This is a genomic window from Streptomyces sp. NBRC 110611 (assembly GCF_001590865.1).
Classification (GTDB): Bacteria; Actinomycetota; Actinomycetes; order Streptomycetales; family Streptomycetaceae; genus Streptomyces.
Genome location: NZ_BBUY01000002.1, coordinates 423,556 through 448,363 on the forward strand (window position 1 = coordinate 423,556; position 24,808 = coordinate 448,363).

Genomic DNA, 24,808 nt, shown 5'->3' on the forward strand with positions numbered 1-24,808 from the left:
TGCGGAGTGGGCAGCGGCCGCACGCCCCGCACACCGCACACCGCACGTGCAGGACAATGAACGCGAGAGCTGCCGGGCACATGAGCAGCGCCGACTGCCGAATCTGGGACTGAACGGGACATGGGACGAGTCACGGAACGACGCAAGGTGATCCGCATCAGGGACGGGGTCGTTTCCACCCGCCCGGACACGTTGGTCGCCGAGGAGCCGCTGGAGATCCGGCTGAACGGCAAGCCGCTGGCGATCACGATGCGTACACCCGGTGACGACTTCGCACTCGCCGCGGGCTTCCTGGTCAGTGAGGGTGTGCTGGGCGCGGCCGAAGAGCTGCGGAACATCCTTTACTGCGCGGGGGCCACGGAGGACGGGGTCAACACGTACAACGTGGTGGACGTGAAGACCGCCCCCGACGTGGTGATCCCGGACATCACCCTGGAGCGCAACGTCTATACGACGTCGTCGTGCGGGCTGTGCGGCAAGGCCAGTCTGGACGCGGTACGCGCCACCACGCGCTGGCCGCTCACCGCCGCCTCCCCCGGCGCTCCGGTCCGTCTCGAGCCCGCGACGCTCGCCGCCCTGCCCGACCGGCTGCGCGCCGCTCAGCGGGTGTTCGAGCGGACCGGGGGGCTGCACGCCGCCGCGCTCTTCACGGCGGACGGGGAACTGCTCGACGTCCGGGAGGACGTGGGGCGGCACAACGCGGTCGACAAGATCGTCGGCCGGGCGCTGCAACAGGGGCGGCTGCCGCTCTCGTCGGCGGTGCTGATGGTCTCCGGGCGGGCGTCGTTCGAACTGGCGCAGAAGGCCGTGATGGCGGGCATTCCCGTACTGGCCGCGGTCTCCGCGCCGTCCTCGCTCGCCGTCGATCTGGCCCAGGAGACCGGGCTGACCCTGGTCGGATTCCTGCGCGGGGCCTCGATGAACGTGTACGCGGGCGAGCACCGGATCGCGCTGCGCTCAGCCGGCGCCACGAGCTAGGCCGCTTACGCCCCGGCAGGACAACGTTTGCCCGTCGAGGATCGGCCTCGTGGGGCACCTCACCTCCCATCCCACCGTGGGCATGTGCGTGCGCGGCGCACGGCAGGTGTGGCAGGTGCGGGTGCGTGGCAGGTGCGGGTGGGTGGGCTGCGTGGCGGGTCTGGTGGGTAGGCTGTGTGGCAGGTGCGGGCCGGGTGGGTGAAATACGGCTGGGGCTCGGAGAAGTGAGGCCGGTTCCTTGGTGCGAGGGGGCGGCGACAGTAGCTTCCGTCTGGGATGCACAGGAACGTCGGATGTCCTGATGACCCGACCGCCGATTCCCCGAAGGGCAGGCCGGACCATGAGGTCAGTTCACCGCGTGCGCCCCCGTTCCCACCGGCCCGTCCCCCGGCGACGGCGCGCCGCTGCCCTGCTCACCGCGCTCGCCTCGGCGGTCGTCGGGCTGCCGCCCGCCGTCCCCGCGCACGCCATGCCTGACGGTACGTCGGACGACGGCCGCGCAGCGGTCACGGAGGCGCCGCCTCCGGCCGGTGGTTTTGAGCAGCAGGTGCTGTTCAAGGCCGCGCGGGAACGGGGCTACTTCTGCTTTCGGGTACCGGCCGTCGTGTTGTCCGCGCGCGGCACCCTGCTCGCCTTCGCCGAGGGCCGCCGGCACGACTGCGGCGACGCCGGCGATATCGACCTGGTCCTCAAGCGCTCCACCGACGGCGGCCGGACCTGGGGCCCGCTCCAGGTCGTCAGCCGCGGCAAGGGGGACACCCACGGCAACCCCGCGCCCGTCGTGGACCGCCGCACCGGCCGTATCGTCCTCGCCGAGACCCACAACGCAGGCCGTACCGACGGCCTCGGCTGCGCTGTTCCGTGTGACCGTACCCCTCACCTCCGGTACAGCGACGACGACGGCGTGACGTGGTCCGCGCCCCGCACCCTGGCCTCCGGTATCCGCCCCGCGCGGTGGAACGCGTGGTACGCCACCGGGCCCGGGCACGGCATCCAGCTCGCTCGCGGGCGGCACGCGGGCCGGCTGGTCTTCGGCGTCAACTCCGAGAGCTACGCGGACCACCGGGTCACCGCCGCGCACGCCGCCCTGGTGCACAGCGACGACGGCGGCGCCACCTGGCGGATCGGTGCGCTGGACAGCTGGCCCGTCGCCGCCGGGGGCACCTTCCGCCAGAAGCCCTCGGAGCTGACCCTCCTGGAACGCTCCGACGGCTCGGTCTACGTCAACGGCCGCGAGCAGGACGGCACCGACCTGGGCCATCGCACCGCGGCGGTCAGCCGCGACGGCGGCGACTCCTTCGCCGCGCCGTTCCGCGCCCTCCCCGCTCTCCCCACCCCGATGGTGCAGGCCTCGGTGCTCCGCCTGCCACTGCCACGCTCGCGCGCCGCCGGCGGCCGCGGCCGTACCCTGCTCGCGGCGCCGGCCGATCCCGACCGGCGCCGGACGATGACCATCCGCTCCTCCTGGGACGAGGGCCGCACCTGGGAGGACGCCGACCGGGGCGCCCGGGTCACCTCCGACTGGTCCGGCTACTCGGATCTGGTCGCGATCTCCTCCGAGGTCACCGGCCTGCTGTACGAGGGGGGTGCGGCCGACTCACGGGACGAGATCCGCTTCGTCCGCTTCACCGAGGACTGGCTCGGCCCGCGGCGCGGCCCGGACCCCACGACCCGTGACCGCGCGCCCCGGGCCCGGCCGGCCCTCGTACTGGGCGGTGCGCGCCCCACCGGCGGCCGCTTCGGCAAGGCGCTGGCCTTCGACGGCCGGGACGACGCCGTACGCCTCCCGTTCCGTACCTCCCTCCCTCTGGGCGGCCACGACTTCACCTGCAGTCTGTGGTTCCGCTACGACGCCGGCACGGGCGAGCAGCCGCTGCTGTGGATGGGCGGTGTGGGGAACGCGGCTCCGCAGGTCGTGGTGGCGGGGGACCCCGGCAACGACCGGATCACCGCCCGCGTCACGGCAGTCGGCGGCGCCGGGCCAGCCGCCACCGCCCGGGTCGGGACCCACGACGCGTACCACGACGGCAGGTGGCACCACCTCGCACTGCGCCGCACGGGCGGCCGGCTGCTGCTCACGGTGGACGGTGCTGGAACCACCGTGGTCCGCGATGTCCCCGGCTCGGTCAGCCGGGGCTCGGTCTTCGGCGTCCATCTCGGTCAACGGCCGGACGGCCGGGCCCATTTCACCGGTGCGCTCGACGAAGTACGGGTCTACCGGCGGTCGCTGACCGATGAGGAGCTGGCCGGTGTACGCACGCGGGGCGCGACGGTGCGCGCGCCGATGGTGCTGGGGCTGCCGCTGGACCGGGTCAGCCGGCCGGGCCGGTGAGCCCCTCACCGCCGCCCTCGGCAGTGGCTGCGGTGGACCGGCTGCGAGCAGTGGCCTGGGCGGGCACAGCCGGGGTCACCATGTGCGGTGACTCCCGCTCGCCCTCTCCCAAGCCTTCCCCTTTCCCTTTTCCTCTTCCGTCACTGTCGCCGTCGCCGTCGCCGTCCGTGCCGCGTACCGCTTCGCCAGCACCGCGCACACCATCAACTGCATCTGGTGGAAGAGCATCAGCGGCAGCACCATCAGCCCGGCCTGGGCGCCGAAGAGGACACTGGCCATGGGCAGGCCGGCGGCCAGGCTCTTCTTGGAGCCGGCGAAGGTGATGGCGATCCGGTCCTCCCGGGGGAAACCGAGCCGCCGGGAACCGTAGGACGTGGCCGTCAGCATGACGGCGAGGAGGACGGCCTCCACGCCCAGCAGGCACAGCAGCCGCAGCGGGGTGACCTGGTGCCAGATGCCCTGGACCATGCCCGCGCTGAAGGCGGCGTAGACGACGAGGAGTATCGAGCCACGGTCCACATACCCGAGGGCCTTCCTGTGGCGTGCGACCAGGCTGCCGATCCGGGGGCGCAGCAGCTGCCCGGCGAGGAACGGCAGCAGTAGCTGGCAGCCGATCGAGAGCAGCGAGCCGGCCGAGAAGCCGCCGCCCGCCCCGTGCAGGACGAGCCCGGCCAGCAGTGGCGTGAGGACGATCCCGGCGATGCTGGAGAACGAGCCGGCGCAGATGGCCGCCGCGACATTGCCCCGGGCGATGGAGGTGAAGGCGATCGAGGACTGGACCGTCGAAGGCACCAGGCACAGGAACAGCAGCCCGGTGTAGAGGGTGGGCGGCAGGACGTGCGGGACCAGTACCCGGGCCGCCAGCCCGAGCACCGGGAAGAGGGCGAAGGTGCAGGCCAGGACGGTGAGGTGGAGCCGCCAGTGGCGCAGGCCGGCCATCGCCTCGCGGGTGGAGAGCCGGGCGCCGTAGAGAAAGAAGAGCAGGGCGACGGCTCCGGTGGCGGCGCCGTCGGCGGCGGTGGCGGCCGCTGCGCGGGCGGGCAGCAGCGCGGCCAGGGCGACCGTGCCCACCAGGGCGAGGAGGTAGCCGTCCACGGGAAGCCAGGCGGGCAGCTTGAACAAGGGACGGCGGCGCATGGTCTCCTTTGATCTCTCTTGGGTCGGCGGAACTCGGGTCGGCGAATCCGGGGTCGGTGGCTCTCGGTCGGTGGCTCTCGGTCGGTGGCTATGGGGCGTGTGCGGACGATGATCTTCTCCCAAGGGTGCCGGGCGGTGCGGCGATCGGGAACCCCGTTTACCGTGGTCACTGTCATCACCATTCATGATGAACCCCGGCAGCCGGGGTACGGAGGCGATCGTGTTCGAGCCCGTTCAGCTGCGTACCTTTCTCGCGGTGGCGCAGACCCTGAGCTTCACGCAGGCCGCCCGGCGGCTGGGGCTGCGGCAGTCGACCGTGAGCCAGCACGTACGGAAGCTGGAGGAGGCCTCCGGGCGGCGGCTGTTCGCGCGGGACACCCATGGCGTGGAACTGACCGAGGACGGGGAGGCGATGCTGGGCTTCGCGCGCTCGATCCTGGAGGCGAACGAGCGGGCCGCGAGTTTCTTCGCGGGCACCCGGCTGCGCGGCCGACTCCGCTTCGGCGCCTCCGAGGACTTCGTGCTGACCCGGTTGCCGGAGGTCCTGGAGGAGTTCCGGCGGGAGCACCCCGAGGTCGATCTGGAGCTGACCGTCGAGCTGTCGGGCACCCTGCACAAGCTGCTGGCGGCCGGGCGGCTCGATCTCGTCCTCGCCAAGCGGGGACCGGAGGAGTTCCACGGGCGGCTGGTGTGGCGCGACCGGCTGGTGTGGGTGGGCACCGAACGCCTGCGGCTGGATCCGGAGCGGCCGGTCCCGCTGGTGGTCTATCCGCCGCCGGCGGTGACCCGGGCGCGCGCGTTGGCGGCGTTGGAGCGGCAGGGCCGGAAGTGGCGGATCGCCTGTACCAGCGGGAGCCTGAACGGACTGATCGCCGCAACCCGGGCGGGTCTGGGCGTGATGGCGCATACCAGGGGCATGATTCCGCCAGGTCTGGTCCAGCTTCCGCCGCGGACCGGGCTGCCGGATCTGGGCGGGGTGGACTTCGTCCTCCTCCACGGGGAGCGCGACGGCGCGGCGCGCGGCCCGGCGGAGGCCCTGGCCGAGGCGATCCTCGCGGGCGGCGACCGGCTGCAGCTTCCCGGACAGAACACCTAGTTCCCGGATAGAACACCCAGGACGCTTCTGGCGAGGAATGGCTCGTCCGGGGAGGGGCGGTCCCTATGCCCCGGTACCGGATGGATTGTCCGCCCCGGCGCGTGATTCGGTGTCATGTGCAGAGATTTGGTGCAGATATGGTCCCGGCGTCGTGATCGTGCGGCGGCGCGGCCCACGGATCGTGTCCGTGATCGCCCGGAGTCGGCTGAATTCTTCCGTTGGCCTGTTCCCATGGGGGTGCGTTCGCGCCGTGGTAGGGCACTGCCGGATGTCATCGCCTTGGGGTACGGTCGCGGCCTTGTGAGCAACACCACGAGGAGCTGAGCCATTGCGCGAGTTCACCGTCCCACCGTTGGCGACCGCGCCCCGGGTCGGCGGGCTGGCGGATGCGGTCTTCGAGCACGCACGGACCGCCCCCGACCGCGTCGCCCTCGCGCGCAAGGACGACGCGGGAAACTGGCGGGACGTCACCTCCGGCCAGTTCCGGGACGAGGTCCTCGCGCTGGCCAAGGGCCTGATCGCGCAGGGCGTCCGGTTCGGCGACCGGGTCGGCATCATGTCCCGTACGCGCTACGAGTGGACCCTGTTCGACTTCGCACTCTGGTCGATCGGCGTCCAGTCCGTACCGCTGTATCCGACCTCGTCGGCCGAGCAGGTCTTCTGGATGCTGCACGACTCGGGCGTCTCGGCCTGCCTGGTCGAGCACGAGGACCACGCGATGACGGTCGGCTCGGTCATCGACCGGCTTCCGCAGCTGCGCAAGCTGTGGCAGCTGGACGCCGATCCGGTGGCCGAACTGACCTCGGCCGGTGCGCACATCGACGACCAGGTGGTGCACCGTCACCGGATGGCCGTCACCCCGGACGCCATCGCGACGATCATCTACACCTCCGGCACCACCGGGCGCCCCAAGGGGTGTGTGATCACCCACGCCAACTTCATGGCGGAGGCCGACAACGTCGTCATGCGCTACGAGACGGTCTTCACCTCGAAGCCCGGTGACGAGGCGGCGACCCTGCTGTTCCTGCCGCTGGCGCATGTCTTCGGGCGCATGGTGCAGGTCGCCGCGGTCCGCGGCCGGGTGAAGCTGGGCCACCAGCCCGCGCTGACGGCCCAGGCCCTCCTGCCCGATCTGCAGTCCTTCCGGCCCACCTTCATCCTTGCGGTGCCGTACATCTTCGAGAAGGTCTTCGCCGCGTCCCGGCGGAAGGCCGAGGCGGAGGGCAGGGCGGGACCGTTCGACAAGGCCGTGGAGGTCGCGGTCCGTTATGCCGAGGCGCAGGAGAACAGGGCGTTCGGCACCGGCGCCGGCCCCGGCGCCGCGCTGCGGATGCAGCATCAGGTCTTCGACAAGATGGTGTACAGCAAGGTCCGTACGGCACTGGGCGGCCGGGTGCGGTACGCGATGTCCGGCGGCTCGGCGATGGAGCGCCGGCTGGGGCTGTTCTTCGCCGGCGCCGGTGTGCGGATCTTCGAGGGCTACGGCCTGACGGAGAGCACCGCGGCCGCCACCGCCAACCCGCCCGAGCAGACCCGCTTCGGCACGGTCGGCACCCCCATCCCCGGCACCACCGTGCACATCGCGGAGGACGGCGAGGTCTGGCTCTACGGAGGCCAGGTCTTCGAGGGGTACCACAACAACGCCAAGGCGACCGATGCCGTCCTGCACGACGGCTGGTTCGCCACCGGTGACCTGGGCGCCCTCGACGAGGACGGCTATCTGACGATCACCGGCCGGAAGAAGGAGATCCTCGTCACCTCCGGCGGCAAGACGGTCTCGCCGGTGGCGCTGGAGGAGCGGGTGCGGGCGCATCCGCTGGTCGCCCAGTGCATCGTCGTCGGCAACGACCGGCCGTTCATCGCCGCGCTGGTGACGCTGGACCCGGAAGCGGTCACGCACTGGCTGGCGATGCGCGGCAAGCCGGAGCTGCCGCCGTCGGACCTGGTGCACGACCCGGATCTGGAGACCGAGATCCGGCGCGCGGTCGTCGCCGCCAACACCCTGGTCTCACAGGCCGAGTCGATCCGTACGTTCCGGATACTGGCCCACCAGTTCACCGAGGAGCACGGGCTGCTGACACCGTCGCTGAAGCTCAAACGCAAGGCGATCGAGGCGGCGTACTCGGTGGAGGTGGACGCGCTCTACCAGAGCTGAGCGCGCGCAGGCACGAGACCGGCTCCCCCGTACGGCGGAGCCGGATCGTCCGCCGGCACGACGTGCACCGCTGCCGCCCCCGGAAGGCTGCGGGGCATGGAAAGCCGTCGTCTCACTCTCCTCGGCCGGCTCGCGATGCTCGCCTGCCTGCCGTACCTCGCCCTCAAACTGCTGTGGGTGCTGGGCTTCGACATCGGTGTCGTCGACCCCCATCGCTTCAGCCGCACCACCTGGGTGGCGGCCAATGTCTTCACCTTCCTGCTCGACGCCATCGCCGCGGTGGTGGCGCACACCCTGACCCGCCCGGCCGGCCGGCGGACCCCCGCCTGGCTGCTGCTGTTCCCGCTGTGGGCGGCGTCCGGGCTGCTCATCCCGCTGATCGCCGGCGTTCTGGGCGGCAGCCTGGCCGGCGTGTTCACCGACCTCCCGCACCCGATGGGCTCCGGCAACTTCCTCCAGCCGTGGGTCTTCGTGGTGGTCTACGGCGGCTTCACCGTCGAGGCCGTCACGCTGCTCGGCGCCTTCGCGGTCTACGCCCACCAGCGCTGGGGGGACCTGCTGCGGCTCCCGCTGGGGGCGCTCCCGGACACCGGCACCCGGGCGGTGCAGCGGATCTTCCTGGTGCCGGCCGGGCTGCTGCTGGCCGCGCTCGGGGCGGTCTGCGTGCTGTGGGGTGCGGGCTCGGACCTGGGCCTGGATGCCGCCCAGGTGGCCGCCCGGACGGTCGTCAGCGCGGCCTCGGCCTGGTCGGAGGGGCTGCTCCTGCTGGCCGGGGCCGTGGGGCTGCTGCTTCTGGCGCTCCCCGGTCCGCCGTCCCGGCTACGGGTGCGTACGGCGCTCGCCGCGGCCTGGACGGGCAGCGCCACGGCATTCGCCTCCGGGGGCTGGCAGTGGCTGGCGCAGGCGGTCCCCGCGGGACTCTCCTCCGGGGCCTCCACGGCCACCGCCGGGCTCCCCGGCCTGGTCGGCGCGCTGGAGCTGTTCGCCGGGCTCACCGTGCTCTGCGCCGGCGCCTTCGCCCTCAGCGAACTCACCGTCGGGATGCGCGGGAATGTGCCGGGGCAGATGATCGTTGAACGGTCTCGAACACGTACGTCGACATAAGGATCGAATCCCCCGTGAGCAAGGTTCCTTCCATCACGCTCAACAACGGCGTCACGATGCCCCAGCTCGGCTTCGGCGTCTTCCAGATCCCCGATGACGAGGCGGCGACCGTGATCGGTCACGCCCTGGACACCGGGTACCGCAGCATCGACACCGCGGCGGTCTACGGCAACGAAGAGGGCACCGGCCGGGCGCTGGCCGCCTCCGGCATCCCCCGCGAGGAGCTCTTCGTCACGACCAAGCTGTGGAACTCCGAGCAGGGCTACGACTCCACACTGCGCGCCTTCGACGCCTCGCTGGCCAAGCTCGGCCTGGAGTACGTCGACCTCTACCTGATCCACTGGCCGGTCCCGGCCCGGGACACGTACGTCGACACCTACAAGGCCTTCGAGAAGATCTACACGGATGGCCGCGCCAAGGCGATCGGTGTCTCCAACTTCCAGCCTGCCCACCTGGAGCGGCTGCTGGGTGAGACCTCCGTCGTCCCGGCCGTCAACCAGATCGAGCTGCACCCCCGGCTCCAGCAGGCCGAGGCCCGCGCCTTCCACGCCTCGCACGGTATCGCCACCGAGGCCTGGTCGCCGCTGGGCCAGGGCAAGGGCCTCCTGGAGGACCCCGCGATCGCCGAGCTGGCCGCCAAGCACGGCAGGACCCCCGCCCAGGTGGTGCTGCGCTGGCACCTCCAGCTCGGCAACGTCGTCATCCCCAAGTCCGCCACGCCGTCGCGCATCGCCGAGAACTTCGACGTCTTCGGCTTCGAGCTGGACGACGCGGACCTGGCCGCCCTCGCCGGCCTGGACTCCGGTACGCGCCTCGGCCCGGACCCGGCCACCTTCGAGTGACCTGACCGTTCCGGTCCGGCCACTGCCGCGGCGGCGCCCCGGCCCGTACGGGCGCCGCCGCGCGGTGGGTCCCCGGCCCGCGCGGTGTGTCCCCGGCCCGAGTGGCGGGCTCCGCGGCCCGAGTGGCGGGCTCCGCGGACGGCGGGAAGGGTGGGAGGAGCGCCGGGGAGCCGCCCCGCCGAGGAGGTCACGATGCCCGAAGTCACCTCGCCCTATCCGCCCGGGACCCCCTGCTGGGTCGATCTCGCAGCCCCCGACCAGAAGGCCGCCATCGACTTCTACTCCGACGTCTTCGGTTGGACCGGCGAGATCGGGCCCCCGGAGACCGGCGGCTACTCCGTGTGCGAGCTGCACGGCAATCCGGTGGCCGGCATCATGGCCGCCATGGCGATGGGCGGCCAGCCCCCGCCCCCGACGGTGTGGACCACCTATCTGGCCTCCGCCGACGCGGACGCCACCGCCCAGGCGGTACGCGACGCCGGCGGCACGGTCCTGATGCCCGTCATGGACGTGATGACGCTCGGCCGCATGTGCATCGCGGCCGACCCCACCGGAGCGGTGTTCGGCATCTGGCAGCCGGTGGACTTCCCCGGCGCCGGCGTCGTGAACGAGCACAGCGCGCTGATCTGGAACGAGCTGAACACCACCGAACGCTCCGCCGCCTCCGCCTTCTACCAGGCCGTCTTCGGTATCGAGAGCGTCCCCGTGGAGGGCGCCGACCACTACTACGCGCTCCATGTGGACGGCCGGCCGGTGGGCGGGATGCAGCCCATGTCGGAGCAGATGCCGCCCGATACACCGTCACACTGGCTGCCGTACTTCTCGGTGCCGGACACCGACGAGACCGTGGACAGGGTGACCGCGGCCGGCGGTGCGGCGCTCCAGCGGCCGTTCGACATGATGGCCGGCCGGATGGCCGTGGTGACCGACCCCCAGGGGGCCACCTTCGCCGTCATCCGTCCCCAGCCGGTGGCACAGGGGTGAAGCCGGGCCGACGCGGGGCGCGCGTACCGGCGCGGTCGCCGTCCACCCCGGTTTCCGGCCGGCGGCGGAACCACCGTAGGGTCTTGGCCCGTGGCTACTCCGGGTTGGATGCCGCCGACGGATACCGAGCGGCGGCTGTGTGAAGCGACGGCGCGTGGTGACGTCAACGGGCAGATCGCGGCGATCGCCGGCGAGGACCTGTACCTGGCGGCGCCGCTGCCGGGCCAGGACCCGCTGCCGGTCTACGACGATCCGGCGGTCGGCAGCACCTGCATCGCGGTCCTGACCCGCGGCATGCTGCCGCCGTGGCAGCCACAGCAGTTCTTCGACCGGGTCTCGGTGGAGGAGCTGGCGCAGGACTGGCCCAACGACAAGTGGAAGCTCGCCGTCAACCCCGGGACGCCGTGCGCGGCGTACCTGTCCGCGTTCCCCGCGCAGCGCGCCGCCTGGCAGCAGACCCGCGCCCGGTTCGGAGTACGGCCCGGCGGACTGCTCGTCACCTTCTTCGGCGGCCCCCTGCACGGCCCGGTGGCGCAGGGGCTGGCGTGCGGCGCACCGGTCGCGGTGCACCACAGCGTGCCGTGGAACGAGCTCGGTACCGCCTTCCTCGACCCCGCCACGGACGCCGAGACGCTCCGCGCGCAGTGGTCGGTGACCGACCCGGCCACGTGGCAGCAGCGTCTGGACCAGCTGTTCGGCGGGCAGTTCGTCCCGGCGGACACGGAGGCGGCGCTCCGCGCGCGGAACGCGGCGGACGCCACAGACGCCCCGGAGATCCCCGAGCTCGTCACCGCCTACGAGCAACGGCTCCGCACGGAGGGGCTGTTGCCGGCCGACGGCCGGGTGGTGTCCCTGCGCGCGCTGGACCTCGCACACGCCGTCGGCCTGGTCCGCTGGGGCCTGAGCGCCCGGCTGTGCACTCCGCAGCAGGCCGAGCACGCCGTCCAGCAGGCCGGCGCACGGGCCCGGGAGGTGTACGGCTCGTGGGAGGAGTACGCCGCGGGCTATCTGCTGGGCCGGCTGCTGGCGTTCGACAACGGCTGGTTCGGGCCCCAGTACGCGGAGGCCGTGCACCTCCACCGGATCCTCACCCAGGACCCGTCCTCTCCCTGGCGGGCGCTGCCGTTCACCTGACGGCCTTCGGCCGACGGTCCCGCCGTCGGGGGAATCGCTCGGGAGAAGCCGTCGGGGGGATCCGTCGGGGAGGATGACGCACGACGTATGGGCGGAGAGGACAGCTACGACATGGGCGACAGCGGCAGACCGCCGGGGCCGCAGACGGGGCCGGGGGCGGCAGAGGCGGGGGCGGCCAGGCCGGACGGCACGGCCGTCCCCCGGCAGCCGCCCGCCCGGCCGCCCGCCCGGCCGTCGGCCTGGGCCCACTACCGCACCGCGCTGCGCCGTACGCCGCTGTCCGTGTGGCGCGACGATGTGACGGACTGGGCCGCGAGCCTGACGTACTACTCGGTGCTGGCGCTGCTGCCGTCGCTGATCGTGACCGTCTCGCTGATCGGTCTCGCCGGCCCCTCGGCCACCGAGCAGCTGATCGAGCAGATCAGTGCGATCGCCCCGGCCGAGTCGGCCCCGACCGTGCACCGTGCGCTGGTGACCATGTCCCATCAGCGCACCGCCGCCTGGGTGGTGGTGGGCGGTGCCCTGGCCAGCGCGCTGTGGTCGTCGTGCAGCTATCTGGCGGTGTTCCGCCGGGCGCTGCACGCCATGCACCGGACGAAGGACGACCGGCCGCCGTGGCACAAGGCACCGCGGATCCTGGCGACGGCGCTGCTGCTGATGGCGCTGCTGCTCAGCAGCGCGGTGGCGCTGCTGGTCAGCGGGCCGATCGCGGCCTGGGCGGGCCGGGAGGTGGGGCTGGGCGACGCCGGTGAGACGACCTGGAGCCTGCTGCGGTGGCCACTGCTGCTCCTGCTGGCCACGGTGCTGGCGATGGTCCTGTTCCGCTCCGGGCCGCGCGGCTCCCGCGGGGTGCGGCGGATGGTCCCCGGCGGAGTGGTCGCGGTGCTCCTGTGGCTGGTGGCGTCCGCGGGCTTCGCCCTCTACACGTCGTACGTCGGCACCTTCAACCGCTTGTACGGCTCGCTGGCCGGACCCCTGGTCTTCCTGATCTGGCTGTGGTTCTCCCACCTGTCGCTGCTCTGCGGCGCCCAGTTCAACGTGGAGCTGGCGCGGGCGGGGCGGGTGGTGAAGCCGCGCACCGGCGACTGAGCGGCCGCCCGGGCCGGACCGGCCCGTGGCGCACTCGGTGTGCGGGCCGGGTGGCCACGCGCGGGCTGCCGGCCCGCCCGGTCAGCGCGCGCCGTGCGCCGGCGCGATCTCCTCGATACGGCGGGCCAGCCCGAAGTCGAGGTCGGTGATCCGCCCGCCGGCGCTGTGGGTGCAGACCGCGACGGAGAGCCGGTTGTAGCCCAGCGTCAGATCGGCGTGGTGTCCGAGTTCCTCCTGGATCCGGGCGATGTGCATGACCATCACTGCGGCCGGGAGGTGCCCGCCGAAGCGGTAGTCGCGGCGCAGCCTGCCGTCCGCCGCGGTCCACCCGGGCAGCTCCGCCAGCCGGTCGCCGATCTCCTTGTCCGTGAGCGGTTCCGCCTGAGCGGCCATCGCGTTCTCCTCTCACCGGTGCCAGTGCCCTGTGATGCCAGTGCCCTGTGAGCTGTACCCGGGGTGGGGCCGGCCCCACCCTCCGCCACCGGCGGCCCCCCGACCGGTCCGGGGGCGTACCGGCTGTCGCGGGCCGGGCCGGGCCCGGAGACTCGACGGTATGACGAGGGGTGTTCCGATCGGGGCCGGCCGCGCCGTCATGCGGTTCGCGCTGGTGGGTGCGGCGTACGCCGGGGGCTGGGCGGGCTTCTTCGTGCTGGGTGACAGCTGGTGGCAGCCGGCCGTGGCCGGGTTCCTGGCCTGGGTGTACGGGCGGACGGCGCTGGTCACCCGGGAGACGGCGGGCCGGCCGGCGGTCCGCGCCCGGTGGACGGGCGGGACGGCCGGCCGGCTGTGCGGCAATCTCGGCGTGGGGATGTCGTACGGCTGGTGGCGGGAGCAGCGCCCCGGGCACGGCTGGTGGCGGGAGCAGCGCCCCGGGCACGGCTGGTGGCGGGAGCAGCGCCCCCGGCGCCGAGCCGGCCGGTGGCCGGCCCTTTCGCCGTGCCCGCCGCCGGGTGGCCGCCTGCGGGAGGGTGTCCGGCTGCGGCTGGCGGGCATCAGGGCGCTCCGCTCCCCCGCCCTGCGGCACTGGGGGACGGAGGCGGCGCTCCTGCTGGCCCACCTCACGCTCTACTTGTGCGCGCTGTTCCTCGTCCTGTCACCCGGCAAGGTGCTGGCGTTCCTCCTGGTCCACCAGGGCGGCTTCGGCCTCTGCCTGGCCGGTCTGTGCGCCGTCGGCCACCGGGGTCCGGCGGCTCCGGCGCCGGGCCGCCATCCAGGCGTAGACGAGGATGCCGGCGAACAGGAAGAGCACGCCCTGGTAGATCGCGGCATAACCGGCGCCCGCGACGAGCCAGAAGGTGAAGCCGAAGGCGACGAGGGCGAGGGTCAGGTCGCGGGCGAAGCGGGCCGGGCGGACCTTGTCGCGGCGGCCGCTGAGCAGGAAGTAGACCTGGGCGGCGGCGGCGAGGAGGTACGGCACGGTCACCGAGAAGGTGGTGATCAGAACGAGGATCTCGAAGACGCCGCCGCTGCCGATGAGGTAGTTGATCACGGTCAGGGCGCTGGCGAGCACGCTCGCGGCCAGCACACCGAAGGTCGGCACCCCGCGCCGCTTGGTGCCGAACGCGGCGGGGAACAGGCCGTCCTTGGCGGCGGCGTACGGGGACTGGGCGCTCATCAGGGTCCAGCCGTTCAGCGCGCCGATGATCGAGACGACGGCCGCGCAGGCGACGATCGTGCCGCCCCAGTGGCCGCCGAACATCGCGTCGACCGCGTCCGAGAACGGCGCCTTGGAGTCGACCAGCTTGTCGTGTGCAACGGTGCCGAAGACCGCGAGGGTACCCAGGAGGTAGACCACGGCGGCGCCGACGGTGCCGAGGACGGTGGCCCGTCCGACGTTGCGCTTCGGGTCGCGGACCTCACCTGCGCTCATCGCGGCGGACTCCACGCCGACGTACGAGTAGAGCAGTATTGCGGCGGCCGCTGACATCCCGCCGAGCGCGGTACCGCCGCCTCCGGTGTGGAACGGCCCGAGGTTGTCCGGGTCGAAGAAGAACAGGCCGACGACGGCGATGAACAGCAGCGGGACGAACTTGAGGACGGTGGAGACCAGCTGGACGGCGCCCACGTAGCGGGTGCCGGCGAGGTTGGCGAGGGCCGGCAGCCAGAGCGCGCCCAGGGCCACCACGAGGTCGGTGCCGGCGGACGTGGCGCCGGGGAAGAGGACGTGTACATAGCCGACGGCGGCGACCGCGAGGGCCGCGTTGCTGACCCAGGTCATGGTCCAGTACGACCAGGCGGAGAGGAACCCGGCGAAGTCGCCGAACGCCTCGCGCGCGTAGACGTAGGGGCCGCCGGTGTCCGGGTGGCGTTCGGCGAGCCGGCCGAAGACCAGGGCGAGGGCCACGGCGCCGATGGTCAGCACGCCGAAGGCGACGAGGCTGACGGTGCCGAACGGGGCCACCGAGGCCGGGAGCAGGAAGATGCCGCCGCCGATGATGTTGCCCATCACCAGGCAGGTGGCGGTCAGCAGGCTCATCCGGAAGGGAGCCTTGGCCGGGGTGTGCGAGTCAGGACCGGTCTCGGGGTGCTGAGCGGCAGGGCTGCGGTGCATGGATCGTGCGTCTCTCGTCGTGCCGGTGCCCGAGGTCGCCGGGCCGAAGCACATGGTCACCGCCCGGGCGACCTGGTTCAAGTCGCCGGGAATGCTCCGGCCCCGGCGCCCTCCGGACGGAGGATCTCCGGTGTCACGGGCGGACCGCAGTAATCCCCCGACCGTCCTGATCAAGGACCGCCCTGCTCAGGAATCCGCCTGACCAGGGGCGGATCACTCCTCCTACCGGGCTTCGCACCAGCGCCGGACCCACAGGTAAGGTGTGCCTAAGTTGATCTCACCGTCATCGGAGTTCTCCGCATGCCCGTGTCCGTTCCGCCCGAGGGCGCCCCGCACCACCCCCCTCGCCTGGCCCGCCCCCAGGCGGTGCCACGGCTCACGGAACCGGGGCATTCCCTGCCCGCTCCGGAGGACGTCGCGGACGGTGCCGCCGAGGGGTTCTGCGACGAGTTCTGGGCGGACGTCCGCAGGCGCGGCACCCCGCTGGTCTCGGCCGACCCCCAGGGCCGCGCCGACCACCTGGCCGTGACGTTCCTGTGGCGCGGCACCCCCGCCACCCGCGCCGTGATGGTCCTGCCCAACAAGCTCGGCGACCCGCGGACCCCCGAGGGCAACCTCATGGAGCGCCTCCCCGGTACCGACATCTGGCACTGGACGCTCCGGCTGCGCCACGACTGGCGCGGCACGTACGACCTCTACGTCGACGAAGGCGCCGAGGCCGGCGGACCCACGCCCGGCAGCCCCGCGTACTGGGGGTGGCTGCGCACCCAGCGGCGCGCCGACCCGTTCAACACCCGTACGCTTCCCGGACGTTGGGACGCCGGTCCGGTCCCGTACGCGGAACTCCCGGCCGCCCCTCGCGCGGTGGACTGGGAACCCAGGCCGGGTGCCGCGCGCGGCACCGTGACCGAGCACGAGGTGGCGAGCGGACACCTCGGCGCTCCCCGGCGCGTCTGGCTGTACGAACCGCCCGCCGCCGCGGCCGAGGCGCCGGCGGAGCTTCCGCTCCTGGTCCTGCTGGACGGCGAGCACTGGCAGCCCCGGCTCGGCCTCGCCCGCCTCCTCGACAACCTCATCGCGGACGGCCGCGTCCCGCCGCTCGCCGCCGTACTGCCGGAGTCCGTGGACGCGTCCACTCGCTGGACCGAGCTGACCTGCCGTCCGGAGTACGTCGCCTTCCTCACCGACGAGCTGCTGCCGTGGGCGACCGGGCGGCTGCCGGTCACCGCCGACCCGGCCCGGACCGTGATCGCCGGGCAGAGTCTGGGCGGGCTGACGGCCGCCTATGCCGCGCTCACCGCGCCGGACCGCTTCGGCAACGTCCTGGCGCAGTCGGGGTCGTTCTGGTGGCCCGTCGGTCCGGACGCGGAGTGGCTCACCGGCCGTATCGCCGACGGCCCGCGGCTGCCGGTGCGCTTCTGGCTCTCCTTCGGCGAACAGGAGTGGGCGAATCTCCCCGCCGCCCGCCGCCTGCGCGAGACCCTCGCGGCCGCCGGCTACGACGACGCCTCCTACCGCGAGTTCAACGGCGGACACGACTACCTGTGCTGGCGCACCGAACTGGCCGACGGCCTGGTGGACCTGCTGTCCGGCGCCTGACACCCGTCCGGCCCCGGGCTCCGGTGAGGACACCGGAGCCCGGGGCCGGACGGGCCGTACCGGTTATGCGTCGTCGAGCTCCTTCAGCCGGGCGGCCAGCACCGCGGCGACGTGGTCCAGGTGCCCGTCCCGCATCAGCTGCGGGTGGGTGCAGTCGAGGTCGTGGTTGACGACCGTGCCGGTCACATGGGGGCGCCACGCCTCGTGGGTGAGCCAGTCCTCGGCGCGCGGCGCGGCGGCGGTGAAGAACAGCAGGTCGCCGTCGTACCGGCGGTGCCGGTGCTCGCGCATCATGCGGGCGTGGTTGGGCACGATGTCGACGATCCGCGACAGGGTGTGGTCGGTGAGTCCGGCCAGCGGGCTGCCCGCCCGGCGCAGGGTGGCCAGGACGTCGTCGCGGGTGCGTTCGCCGGTGCGGTCGAAACCCGCCATGCGCAGCACCGCGGTGAGCGCGTCGCCCTCCTCGGGCGCGGGCCGTCCGCGCCACTGCTCGGCCGGGAACGCGTCCAGCAGCGCGAGGAGTCCGACCTCCTGGGCGTCGTCCTGGAGGAGGGTGGCGACGGTGTGCGCGAGGACGCCGCCGACGGACCAGCCCACGAGCCGGTAGGGGCCGTGCGGCTGGACCTCGCGGATGCGTGCGGCGTAGTCGGCGGCCTCCTCGGCCAGGGTGCGGGGCAGCGGCTCGTCGCCGGTCAGGCCGCGGGCCTGGATGCCGTACACGGGCCGGCCGGGACCGAGGCGGGCGGCCAGGCCCGCGTAGCACCAGGAGATGCCGCCCGCGGGGTGGATCACGAACAGCGGCGGCCGGTCCCCGTCGGCGCGCAGCGGCAGGACGACGTCGAGGGCGTCCCCCGAGGCCGGTCCCGCGGCCGCCATGCGGGCGGCGAGCGCGGCCGGGGTCGGCGCCTCGAAGAGGGAGCCGATGGTCAGCTCGGTGCCGAACTCCTCCCGTACCCGTGCCACCAGCCGCACGGCGAGCAGCGAGGTGCCGCCGAGGTCGAAGAACGCGTCGTCGGGACCGGCGTGCGCGACCCCGAGCACCTCCGCGAAGAGCCGGGTCAGCGCCTCCTCGCGGGGGCCGGCCGGGCGCCTGGCGCCCTGGCCGCCCGCGAACACCGGGTCGGGCAGTTCGCGGCGCTCCAGCTTGCCGCTGGGGCTCAGCGGGAACGCGTCGAGGACGACGACCGCCGCCGGGACCATGTGCTCGGGCAGTGCGCGGGCGAGCGCGGCGCGTACCGCGGCGGGATCGGCGCGGCCCGTCACATAGCCGACGAGCCGGTCCTCCCACACCACGGCGCAGGCGCCGTCCACCCCGTCCTGGGCCGCCAGCGCGGCCTCGATCTCGCCCAGTTCGACGCGCTGGCCGCGCAGCTTCACCTGGTGGTCGGTGCGGCCCAGGTACTCCACCTCACCGTCCGCCGTCCAGCGCGCCAGGTCGCCGGTGCGGTACATCCGGGTGTCCGGCGGGCCGAACGGGTCGGCGACGAACCGGGACGCGGTCAGCTCGGCACGGTGGAGGTAGCCGTCGGCCAGCTGCCGCCCCGCCAGGTACAGCTCGCCGGGCACGCCGGGCGGGCAGGGCCGGCCCGCGGCGTCCAGCACGTACAGGCGGGTGTTCCACACGGGGCGGCCGATCGGTACCGGGCCGGTGCCGTCCGGGGCGCAGGCGTGGTACGTGACGTCGACGGCGGCCTCGGTCGGGCCGTACAGGTTGTGCAGCTCCACGCCCGGCAGCGCCCGCCCGAAGGCGTTCACGGTCTCGCGGGGCAGGGCCTCACCGCTGCAGAAGACCCGGCGCAGCGCGCCCGCGCAGGCGGCGGCGCCCGGCTCGGCGAGGAAGACCTGGAGCATCGACGGGACGAAGTGGCAGGTGGAGACGGCCTGTTCGCGGATCAGGCGGGCCAGGTAGGCCGGGTCCTTGTGGCCGCCGGGCTCGGCGACGACGAGCGCCGCGCCCTCGCGCAGCGGCCAGAAGAACTCCCAGACGGAGACGTCGAACGAGGACGGGGTCTTCTGCAGCACCCGGTCCCCGGGGGTGAGCCGGTAGGTGTGCTGCATCCAGCGGAGCCGGTTGTCGATCGCCCGGTGCGACACCACGACCCCCTTGGGGCGGCCGGTGGAGCCGGAGGTGTAGATGACGTACGCGGGGTGGGCGGGGGTCAGCGGGCGCGGCGGGTTCACCCACAGGTACCCGGACAGGTCGAGTCCGTCGAGCGCGACGACAGGGGTGCCGGTGTCCTCCGGCAGCCGGCCGGCCCGGTCGGTGAGGGCACAGACCGGCGACGCGTCCTGGAGCATGTACGCGAGCCGTTCGGCCGGGTAGTCGGGGTCGAGCGGCAGGTACGCGGCTCCCGCCTTGAGCACCGCGAGCAGGGAGACGACCAGGTCGGCCGAGCGTGGCACCGAGACCGCCACCAGCGCTCCCGGCCGGGCACCGAGGGTCTGCAGGTGCCGGGCCAGCCGGTTGGCGCGCACGTTCAGCTCGGCGTAGGTCAGGGAGGTGTTCCCGAAGACCAGCGCGGTCGCGTCCGGAGTCCGGGCGGCCTGGGCCTCGATGGGGCCGATGAGGTTCGTCGGCGGTAGTACGCGGCCGGTGCGGTTGAACTCCTCGGTGACCAGGGCGTGTTCGGCGGGTGTCGCGATGGTGTGCACGGCGAGCGGCTGCTCGGGGTCGGCCTCGGCGAGCCGCCGCAGCAGGTGCAGGAACCGCTCCTGGTGTGCGGCGAGGCCGGCGTCCTCGTAGAGCGCGGGGTTGCCGTCGTGGTCGATGCGCAGGCCGCGGCCGTCGGCGCGGTCGTAGATGTTGACCGTCAGGTCGTCGACCGGGCCGGCGGACAGGTTCCGGGCCCGGGCCGGCGCGCCCGCGAAGTCCACTCCGTAGTCGAAGGGCATGACGTTGACGAGCGGGCCGACCAGGCCCCGGGACTCGCCGAGCAGTCCGAGCTCGCGGCGGATGTCCTCGTAGCGGTAGCGCTGGTGGCGGCGCACCCGGCGGATGCCGAGCACGACCTGGCGGACCAGCCCCGCGAGGGTCGTGTCGGGGGTGACGGTCAGCCGCAGCGGCAGCACGTTCATGACCATGCCCGGTACGCGCAGGGCGACGGACCCCATGCGGCCCATCATGGGCAGCCCGAGCACCACCTCGGACCGGGCGGTCGCCCGGGAGGTGTAGAGGGCCTGGGCGGCGATCAGGACGTCCGGCCAGGTCGCGCGGAGCCGGTCGGCGAGCTCGCGCAGCCGCTCGGTGTCCGCCTCCGGCAGGTACGCCGTGCGGCGGCGGAAGGTGCGGGCGGGCAGCGCGCCGCGGCCGGCCAGCCGGGGCGCCTCGGGGCGGTCCGCGAAGGCCTCGGTCCAGTAGGCGCGGTCGGCCGCGAAGTCGTCGGAGGAACGGTACGCGGCGTCCTCGGCGACGAGGGCCGCGAGCGACCCGAAGGTGCGCGGGCCGGGCTCGTCGCCGCGTACCAGCGCCGCGTAGACCTCGGCGGTGCGCCGGACGAGGAGCGAGTAGCCGTACCCGTCCATGACGAGGTGGTGGATGCGCTGGTACCACAGCCATCGCCGCTCGCCAGTGCGGAACAGGGCATGCCGGAACGGCGGTCCGGCCGCCAGGTCGCAGGGCTCGGCGAGGTCGGCGCGCATCCAGGCCTCGGCCTGCGCTTCGGCGTCGTCCGCGGCCGTCAGGTCGTGCACGGTCAGGGGCGGTTCGACGGTGGGCGCGAGGTGCTGGCGCGGACCGTCCGGGGTGTCCGTGACCCGGACGCGCAGGGCGTCGGCCTCGGCGGTGACCTGCCGCAGGGCGGCGGCGAACAGGTCCGGGTCGAGCGGCCCGTCGATCTCCAGGCACTCCGCGGTGTTCTGTGCGGGGCTGAGCGGATCGAGGGCCTGCGCGTACCACATGCCCGACTGGGCCGCGGTCAGCGGCAGTACGGCGGCACCGGCGTCCGGCGCGCCGGGCCCGGAGGGAGTGCCGCCGGGCCCGGAGGGAGTGCCGGTGGGCCCGGAGCGGGTGCCGCCGGGACCGGCGGTCAGCAGGGCGGTCACGCGCCGGCTCCCAGCAGCGGGGCCCAGGCCTCGATGGCCGGCTGCTCGGCGAGGTCGGCGAAGTCCGCCTGGACGCCGTGCTCGCGGCGCCAGCGTCCGAGCAGCGTCATGATCCGGACCGAGTCCAGGCCCCAGTCCACGAGGTTGTCGTCGACGGGGATGTCCGCGGGGTCCTCGCCGAGGCAGTCGGCGACGTCCGTGCGGATCTGGTCGAGGGTGAGGGCCATGGTGCTCAGGCCTCCTGGAAGAGGGAGTCGGTGGTGGTCACGACCGCGCAGCGGCCGGCGGCCCAGCGGAGGGCCAGGTCGTGGTCCTCGCGGGAGAAGTCGGCGACGGCGTCGGCGACGACGAAGGCCTGGATGTCCCGCATCCACGCGTCGCAGGCGGTCATGAGCACCCCGATGTGCGCGTAGACGCCGACGACGACCAGCTGGTCGCGGCCGGTGTCGCGGAGCAGCTCCGCCAGCTGGGTGCGGACGAATGCGCTGTACTTCCACTTGGTCAGCATCCGGTCGCCGGGCCGCGGCGCGACCTGGTCCGGGATGGCGAGCGCGTGCGGGTCGTCGGCGACGCCCGGGCCCCAGAAGTCGAGCTGGAGTCCGCGCTCCTGGGGCGTCTGCCCGCCGCGCTGGGTGGAGTAGACGACCGGTACGCCGAGGCGGCGGGCGCCGGCCAGCAGCCGGGCGGTGTTGCCGAGCATGCCGGTCAGCGGCTGCTCGCCGGCCGGGAACGCGCCGAGGAAGTGGTTCTGGAGGTCGTGGACGAGCAGCACCGCGCGGGCGGGGTCCACGGTCCAGTCGACGCGGTTGGCGGGCAGCTCGTCCCGGGCCGGCAGCGGGTACGGGGCGATGGCGGGAAGTGCCATGGTGGGGAGGTCCTTTCAGTGCTGCTCGACGGTGGCGGCGGCGGACCGCAGCCCCTTCTTGCTGGTCTTGCCGATGCCGGTCCGCGGGAACGCGGTCACGAACTCGACGAGGTCGGGGACCTTGTACGCGGCCAGGCCGCGCTCGCGGACGAACCGCTTGACGGCGACGGGCTTCAGCGGTTCGGCGCCCGCGCGCAGGACGACGTAGGCGAGGGACCGTTCGCCGAGGTACTCGTCGGGCACCGCGACGACGGAGACGTCGTGCACGGACGGGTGGGCGAGGATGACGTTCTCGACCTCCTCCGGGGCGATCTTCTCGCCGCCGCGGTTGATCTGGTCCTTGGCCCGGCCCTCGACGACGAGGTGGCCGGTCGCGGTACGGCGCACCAGGTCGCCGGTGCGGTAGAAGCCGTCCTCGGTGAAGGCCGTCGCGTTGTGCCCGGGCGCGCGCCAGTATCCGCGGATCGTGTAGGGGCCGCGGGTCAGCAGGTGGCCGGTGCCGCCTTCGGGGACGTCGTTCCCGGCGTCGTCGACGACCCGGATCTCGTCGTCCGGGGAGATCGGCCGGCCCTGCGTGGTGTGGACGGTCTCCTCGTCGTCGTCCAGGCGGGTGTAGTTGACGAGCCCCTCGGCCATGCCGAAGACCTGCATCAGGCGGCAGCCCAGGGCGGGGGCGAGGCGGCGCGCCGCCTCCGCGCTGTACTTGGCGCCGCCCACCAGCACCAGGTCCAGGCTGGACAGGTCGCTGCCCGCCGCCGGACCGGCCTCCGTCCACACCAGGGCGAGCGGCGGGACCAGCCCGGTCATGGTGATCCGTTCCCGCTCGACGAGGGGGAAGGCGGTCTCCGGGTCGGGGTGCGGGCAGAGGACGGCCGTGCCCCCGGCGTACAGCACGCCCAGCCAGCCGGGCGAGCTCATCGGGAAGTTGTGGGCGGCGGGCAGGACGACGAGGAAGCGGGTGTCCGCGTCGACACCGCAGATCTCGTTGGAGCCCCGCAGCGAGTAGAGGTAGTCGTCGTGGGTGCGGGGGATCAGCTTCGGCACCCCCGTCGTACCGCCCGACAGCTGGAGGAAGGCCAGCTCGTGCGGTTCGGGGCCGGTGAGCGGCTCCGCCGGGTCGCACGGCACGTCCGCGAGCGCGGTGTGCTCCCCCGGGTCGCCGGCCACGAAGACGTGCCGCAGGCTCGGGGTGCGGGCCGCGATCCGGGTGGCGAGCGCGCGGTGGTCGAACCCCGCATGCCGGTCGGGGATCACGTACGCGACGGCTTCGGTGAGGGAACAGAAGTGCCCGATCTCGGTCTCCCGGTGGGCGGGCAGCGCGTACACGGGCAGCGCGCCGATCCGGAAGAGGGCGAAGACGACCTCGGCGAACTCGCCGATGTTCGGCAGCTGTACGACCACCCGGTCGCCCTTGGCGATGCCGCGGGCGGTGAATCCGGCGGCCAGCCGGTCGGCGCGCTCGTCCAGTTCGCGGTAGGTCCAGGTGCGCCGTTCGGGCGCCGGGTCGACGAGGGCGGTCCGGTCGGGGTGGGCGGCGGCGCGCTCGCGCAGCATGCCGCCGAAGGTCTCCCCGCGCCAGTGGCCCGCCGCCCGGTAGCGCCGGGCGAACTCGGCGGGCCAGGTGGGCGCGTCGGCGTCCGGGGCGGCGGGATCGGCGGTCCTCGCGAGCTCGCTCACAGCTCGGCTCCCACGGCGTCCAGGAACGTACGGAACTTGGCGCCGGTCTCGGCGGTCTCGGCCTCGGGCGAGGAGGCGGCCACCACACCGGCGCCCGCGAACAGCCGCAGGGTGCGGCCCTCGGCCTCGGCGCAGCGGATCGTGACGACCCACTCGCCGTCGCCGTCCGCGTCCTGCCAGCCGACTATGCCGGTGTAGGGGCCGCGGTCGAAGGGTTCCGACGCGGCGATGACGGCGCGCGCCACGTCGGTCGGGGTGCCGCACACCGCCGGGGTGGGGTGCAGCGCCAGCGCCAGGTCCAGGGCGGAGGTGTCCGGGCCGGCCAGCTCGCCGGTGACGGTGGTGGACAGGTGCCACATGGCCGCGGTGCGCACCAGCGTGGGGCGCCCGGGCACCTCCAGGCGGGTGCAGAACGGTGCGAGCGCCTCCCGTACGGCGTCGACGACGACGGCGTGCTCGTGCAGGTCCTTCGCCGACTCCAGGAGTGCGGCGGCGCGCCGTACGTCCTCGGCCAGGTCAGTGCTGCGCGGCGCGGACCCGGCGAGCGGGTTGGCCGTCAGGCGGCCGCCGTGCCGGGCGACGAGGAGTTCGGGGCTGGCGCCGATGAGGGTACGGCCCGGGCCGCTGGGCACCGCGAAGGTGTACCCGGCCGGGTCGCGGCGCGCCAGGCGGCCCAGCATGGCCGTCAGGTCCGGCTCGCGCGGCGCGGTCAGCTCCAGTGTGCGGGCGAGGACGACCTTGTCGAACTCCCCGTCCCGCATCCGCCGGACCGCGGCGGCGACGGCCGCGCCGTACACCTCCGGGGCCGGAACCTCCTCGACCTGCCAGCCGGTCCGCCCCGCGGCGGCGGGTCCGGGCAGGGCGATCAGCGGGTCCTCGCGCAGCGGCGGCGCCCACCGTACGGACTCCGGGACGGCCAGGGCGGGCGGGGCGTCCGGGGTGAAGGGCAGCGAGCCCACGACGACCGGTGCCGGTTCGCCCGCGCACCGGCGCGCCTCGAGGGCTTCGCGCACCCGTCGCGTCAACGGCCGGGAGTCGTGGGGTATTTCGACGGCGGTGCCGCGGCCCAGCAGGGTGTGCCGGGGCGTGGCGAGGAACCGGTCCGTGGCGGGCCGGTAGGCGTCGAGCAGGGCGGTCGCCGCACCGGGGGTGACCGGGGGCGGGGTGAGGGAAGCGGTGGCTTCGGTCAGCGAGACGGACATGAGTGTCTCCAGCGTGGTGGCA

18 protein-coding genes are annotated in these 24,808 nt (G+C 73.6%); 10 read left to right on the forward strand and 8 right to left on the reverse strand.

Going from position 1 to position 24,808, the window contains the following annotated elements:
- Nucleotides 1-120: 120 nt before the first annotated feature.
- Complete coding sequence (gene fdhD / locus AZE13_RS06350) at nucleotides 121-978, forward strand: formate dehydrogenase accessory sulfurtransferase FdhD (protein WP_066927827.1); 858 nt, start codon at nucleotides 121-123, stop codon at nucleotides 976-978.
- Nucleotides 979-1,318: 340 nt separating this feature from the next.
- Entirely contained in the window at nucleotides 1,319-3,310 is a 1,992-nt protein-coding gene (locus tag AZE13_RS06355; RefSeq protein WP_066927829.1) for a sialidase family protein, read from the forward strand.
- Between the two features lie 75 nt (nucleotides 3,311-3,385).
- Here AZE13_RS06355 and AZE13_RS06360 read toward each other — a convergent pair whose 3' ends face one another.
- On the reverse strand, nucleotides 3,386-4,447 hold the full coding sequence (locus tag AZE13_RS06360) for a bile acid:sodium symporter family protein (RefSeq protein ID WP_079123755.1): 1,062 nt from the start codon (nucleotides 4,445-4,447) through the stop codon (nucleotides 3,386-3,388).
- A gap of 220 nt (nucleotides 4,448-4,667) precedes the next feature.
- On the opposite strand from AZE13_RS06360, the gene AZE13_RS06365 reads away from it, so the two are divergent.
- From AZE13_RS06365 to AZE13_RS06395, 7 genes are all read left to right on the forward strand, one after another.
- On the forward strand, nucleotides 4,668-5,543 hold the full coding sequence (locus tag AZE13_RS06365; protein WP_066928509.1) for a LysR family transcriptional regulator: 876 nt from the start codon (nucleotides 4,668-4,670) through the stop codon (nucleotides 5,541-5,543).
- Between the two features lie 328 nt (nucleotides 5,544-5,871).
- A complete protein-coding gene (locus AZE13_RS06370; RefSeq protein ID WP_066927831.1) occupies nucleotides 5,872-7,698 on the forward strand; it encodes an AMP-dependent synthetase/ligase in 1,827 nt (608 codons plus the stop codon).
- A 96-nt stretch (nucleotides 7,699-7,794) separates the two neighbouring features.
- The gene (locus AZE13_RS06375) at nucleotides 7,795-8,802 is read left to right on the forward strand and encodes a hypothetical protein (protein ID WP_181690267.1); all 1,008 of its coding nucleotides are present in this window, start codon (nucleotides 7,795-7,797) and stop codon (nucleotides 8,800-8,802) included.
- 14 nt (nucleotides 8,803-8,816) lie between these two features.
- The gene (locus AZE13_RS06380; RefSeq protein ID WP_066927833.1) at nucleotides 8,817-9,644 is read left to right on the forward strand and encodes an aldo/keto reductase; all 828 of its coding nucleotides are present in this window, start codon (nucleotides 8,817-8,819) and stop codon (nucleotides 9,642-9,644) included.
- Nucleotides 9,645-9,836: 192 nt separating this feature from the next.
- Nucleotides 9,837-10,628: a VOC family protein gene (locus tag AZE13_RS06385; RefSeq protein WP_066927835.1), complete on the forward strand. Its 792-nt coding sequence runs from the start codon at nucleotides 9,837-9,839 to the stop codon at nucleotides 10,626-10,628.
- A 108-nt stretch (nucleotides 10,629-10,736) separates the two neighbouring features.
- A complete protein-coding gene (locus AZE13_RS06390; protein ID WP_066927837.1) occupies nucleotides 10,737-11,762 on the forward strand; it encodes a DUF1266 domain-containing protein in 1,026 nt (341 codons plus the stop codon).
- Between the two features lie 87 nt (nucleotides 11,763-11,849).
- On the forward strand, nucleotides 11,850-12,851 hold the full coding sequence (locus AZE13_RS06395; protein ID WP_258527618.1) for a YihY/virulence factor BrkB family protein: 1,002 nt from the start codon (nucleotides 11,850-11,852) through the stop codon (nucleotides 12,849-12,851).
- A gap of 81 nt (nucleotides 12,852-12,932) precedes the next feature.
- On the opposite strand, the gene AZE13_RS06400 is transcribed toward AZE13_RS06395, so the two are convergent.
- On the reverse strand, nucleotides 12,933-13,244 hold the full coding sequence (locus AZE13_RS06400) for a 4a-hydroxytetrahydrobiopterin dehydratase (RefSeq protein ID WP_066927839.1): 312 nt from the start codon (nucleotides 13,242-13,244) through the stop codon (nucleotides 12,933-12,935).
- Nucleotides 13,245-13,944: 700 nt separating this feature from the next.
- The gene (locus AZE13_RS06405; protein WP_398780109.1) at nucleotides 13,945-15,402 is read right to left on the reverse strand and encodes an amino acid permease; all 1,458 of its coding nucleotides are present in this window, start codon (nucleotides 15,400-15,402) and stop codon (nucleotides 13,945-13,947) included.
- Between the two features lie 300 nt (nucleotides 15,403-15,702).
- On the opposite strand from AZE13_RS06405, the gene fes reads away from it, so the two are divergent.
- Nucleotides 15,703-17,001, forward strand: coding sequence for an enterochelin esterase (fes, locus tag AZE13_RS06410; RefSeq protein WP_066927841.1), 1,299 nt, complete (start codon nucleotides 15,703-15,705; stop codon nucleotides 16,999-17,001).
- 63 nt (nucleotides 17,002-17,064) lie between these two features.
- Here the strand turns inward: fes and AZE13_RS06415 are convergent, their stop codons facing one another.
- From AZE13_RS06415 to AZE13_RS06435, 5 genes are all read right to left on the reverse strand, one after another.
- Nucleotides 17,065-20,925 (reverse strand): non-ribosomal peptide synthetase, encoded by a 3,861-nt coding sequence (locus tag AZE13_RS06415; RefSeq protein WP_066928511.1) that lies wholly within the window; start codon nucleotides 20,923-20,925, stop codon nucleotides 17,065-17,067.
- A gap of 113 nt (nucleotides 20,926-21,038) precedes the next feature.
- A complete protein-coding gene (locus AZE13_RS06420; protein WP_066927842.1) occupies nucleotides 21,039-21,269 on the reverse strand; it encodes a phosphopantetheine-binding protein in 231 nt (76 codons plus the stop codon).
- Between the two features lie 5 nt (nucleotides 21,270-21,274).
- Nucleotides 21,275-21,907: an isochorismatase family protein gene (locus AZE13_RS06425; protein ID WP_066927844.1), complete on the reverse strand. Its 633-nt coding sequence runs from the start codon at nucleotides 21,905-21,907 to the stop codon at nucleotides 21,275-21,277.
- Between the two features lie 15 nt (nucleotides 21,908-21,922).
- A complete protein-coding gene (locus tag AZE13_RS06430) occupies nucleotides 21,923-23,584 on the reverse strand; it encodes a (2,3-dihydroxybenzoyl)adenylate synthase (protein ID WP_066927847.1) in 1,662 nt (553 codons plus the stop codon).
- The gene (locus AZE13_RS06435; protein WP_066927849.1) at nucleotides 23,581-24,786 is read right to left on the reverse strand and encodes an isochorismate synthase; all 1,206 of its coding nucleotides are present in this window, start codon (nucleotides 24,784-24,786) and stop codon (nucleotides 23,581-23,583) included. Before AZE13_RS06435 ends, AZE13_RS06430 begins: the two co-directional genes overlap by 4 nt.
- Nucleotides 24,787-24,808 lie beyond the last annotated feature (22 nt).

Coding starts and splice junctions, on each gene's coding strand:
- AZE13_RS06375 (WP_181690267.1), top strand. CDS start 7,795: ATGGAAAGCCGTCGTCTCACTCTCCTCGGCCGGCTCGCGATGCTCGCC.
- AZE13_RS06385 (WP_066927835.1), top strand. CDS start 9,837: ATGCCCGAAGTCACCTCGCCCTATCCGCCCGGGACCCCCTGCTGGGTC.
- AZE13_RS06360 (WP_079123755.1), bottom strand. CDS start 4,447: ATGCGCCGCCGTCCCTTGTTCAAGCTGCCCGCCTGGCTTCCCGTGGAC.
- AZE13_RS06400 (WP_066927839.1), bottom strand. CDS start 13,244: ATGGCCGCTCAGGCGGAACCGCTCACGGACAAGGAGATCGGCGACCGG.
- fes (WP_066927841.1), top strand. CDS start 15,703: ATGCCCGTGTCCGTTCCGCCCGAGGGCGCCCCGCACCACCCCCCTCGC.
- AZE13_RS06390 (WP_066927837.1), top strand. CDS start 10,737: ATGCCGCCGACGGATACCGAGCGGCGGCTGTGTGAAGCGACGGCGCGT.
- AZE13_RS06355 (WP_066927829.1), top strand. CDS start 1,319: ATGAGGTCAGTTCACCGCGTGCGCCCCCGTTCCCACCGGCCCGTCCCC.
- AZE13_RS06420 (WP_066927842.1), bottom strand. CDS start 21,269: ATGGCCCTCACCCTCGACCAGATCCGCACGGACGTCGCCGACTGCCTC.
- AZE13_RS06405 (WP_398780109.1), bottom strand. CDS start 15,402: ATGCACCGCAGCCCTGCCGCTCAGCACCCCGAGACCGGTCCTGACTCG.
- AZE13_RS06425 (WP_066927844.1), bottom strand. CDS start 21,907: ATGGCACTTCCCGCCATCGCCCCGTACCCGCTGCCGGCCCGGGACGAG.
- fdhD (WP_066927827.1), top strand. CDS start 121: ATGGGACGAGTCACGGAACGACGCAAGGTGATCCGCATCAGGGACGGG.
- AZE13_RS06435 (WP_066927849.1), bottom strand. CDS start 24,786: ATGTCCGTCTCGCTGACCGAAGCCACCGCTTCCCTCACCCCGCCCCCG.
- AZE13_RS06395 (WP_258527618.1), top strand. CDS start 11,850: ATGGGCGGAGAGGACAGCTACGACATGGGCGACAGCGGCAGACCGCCG.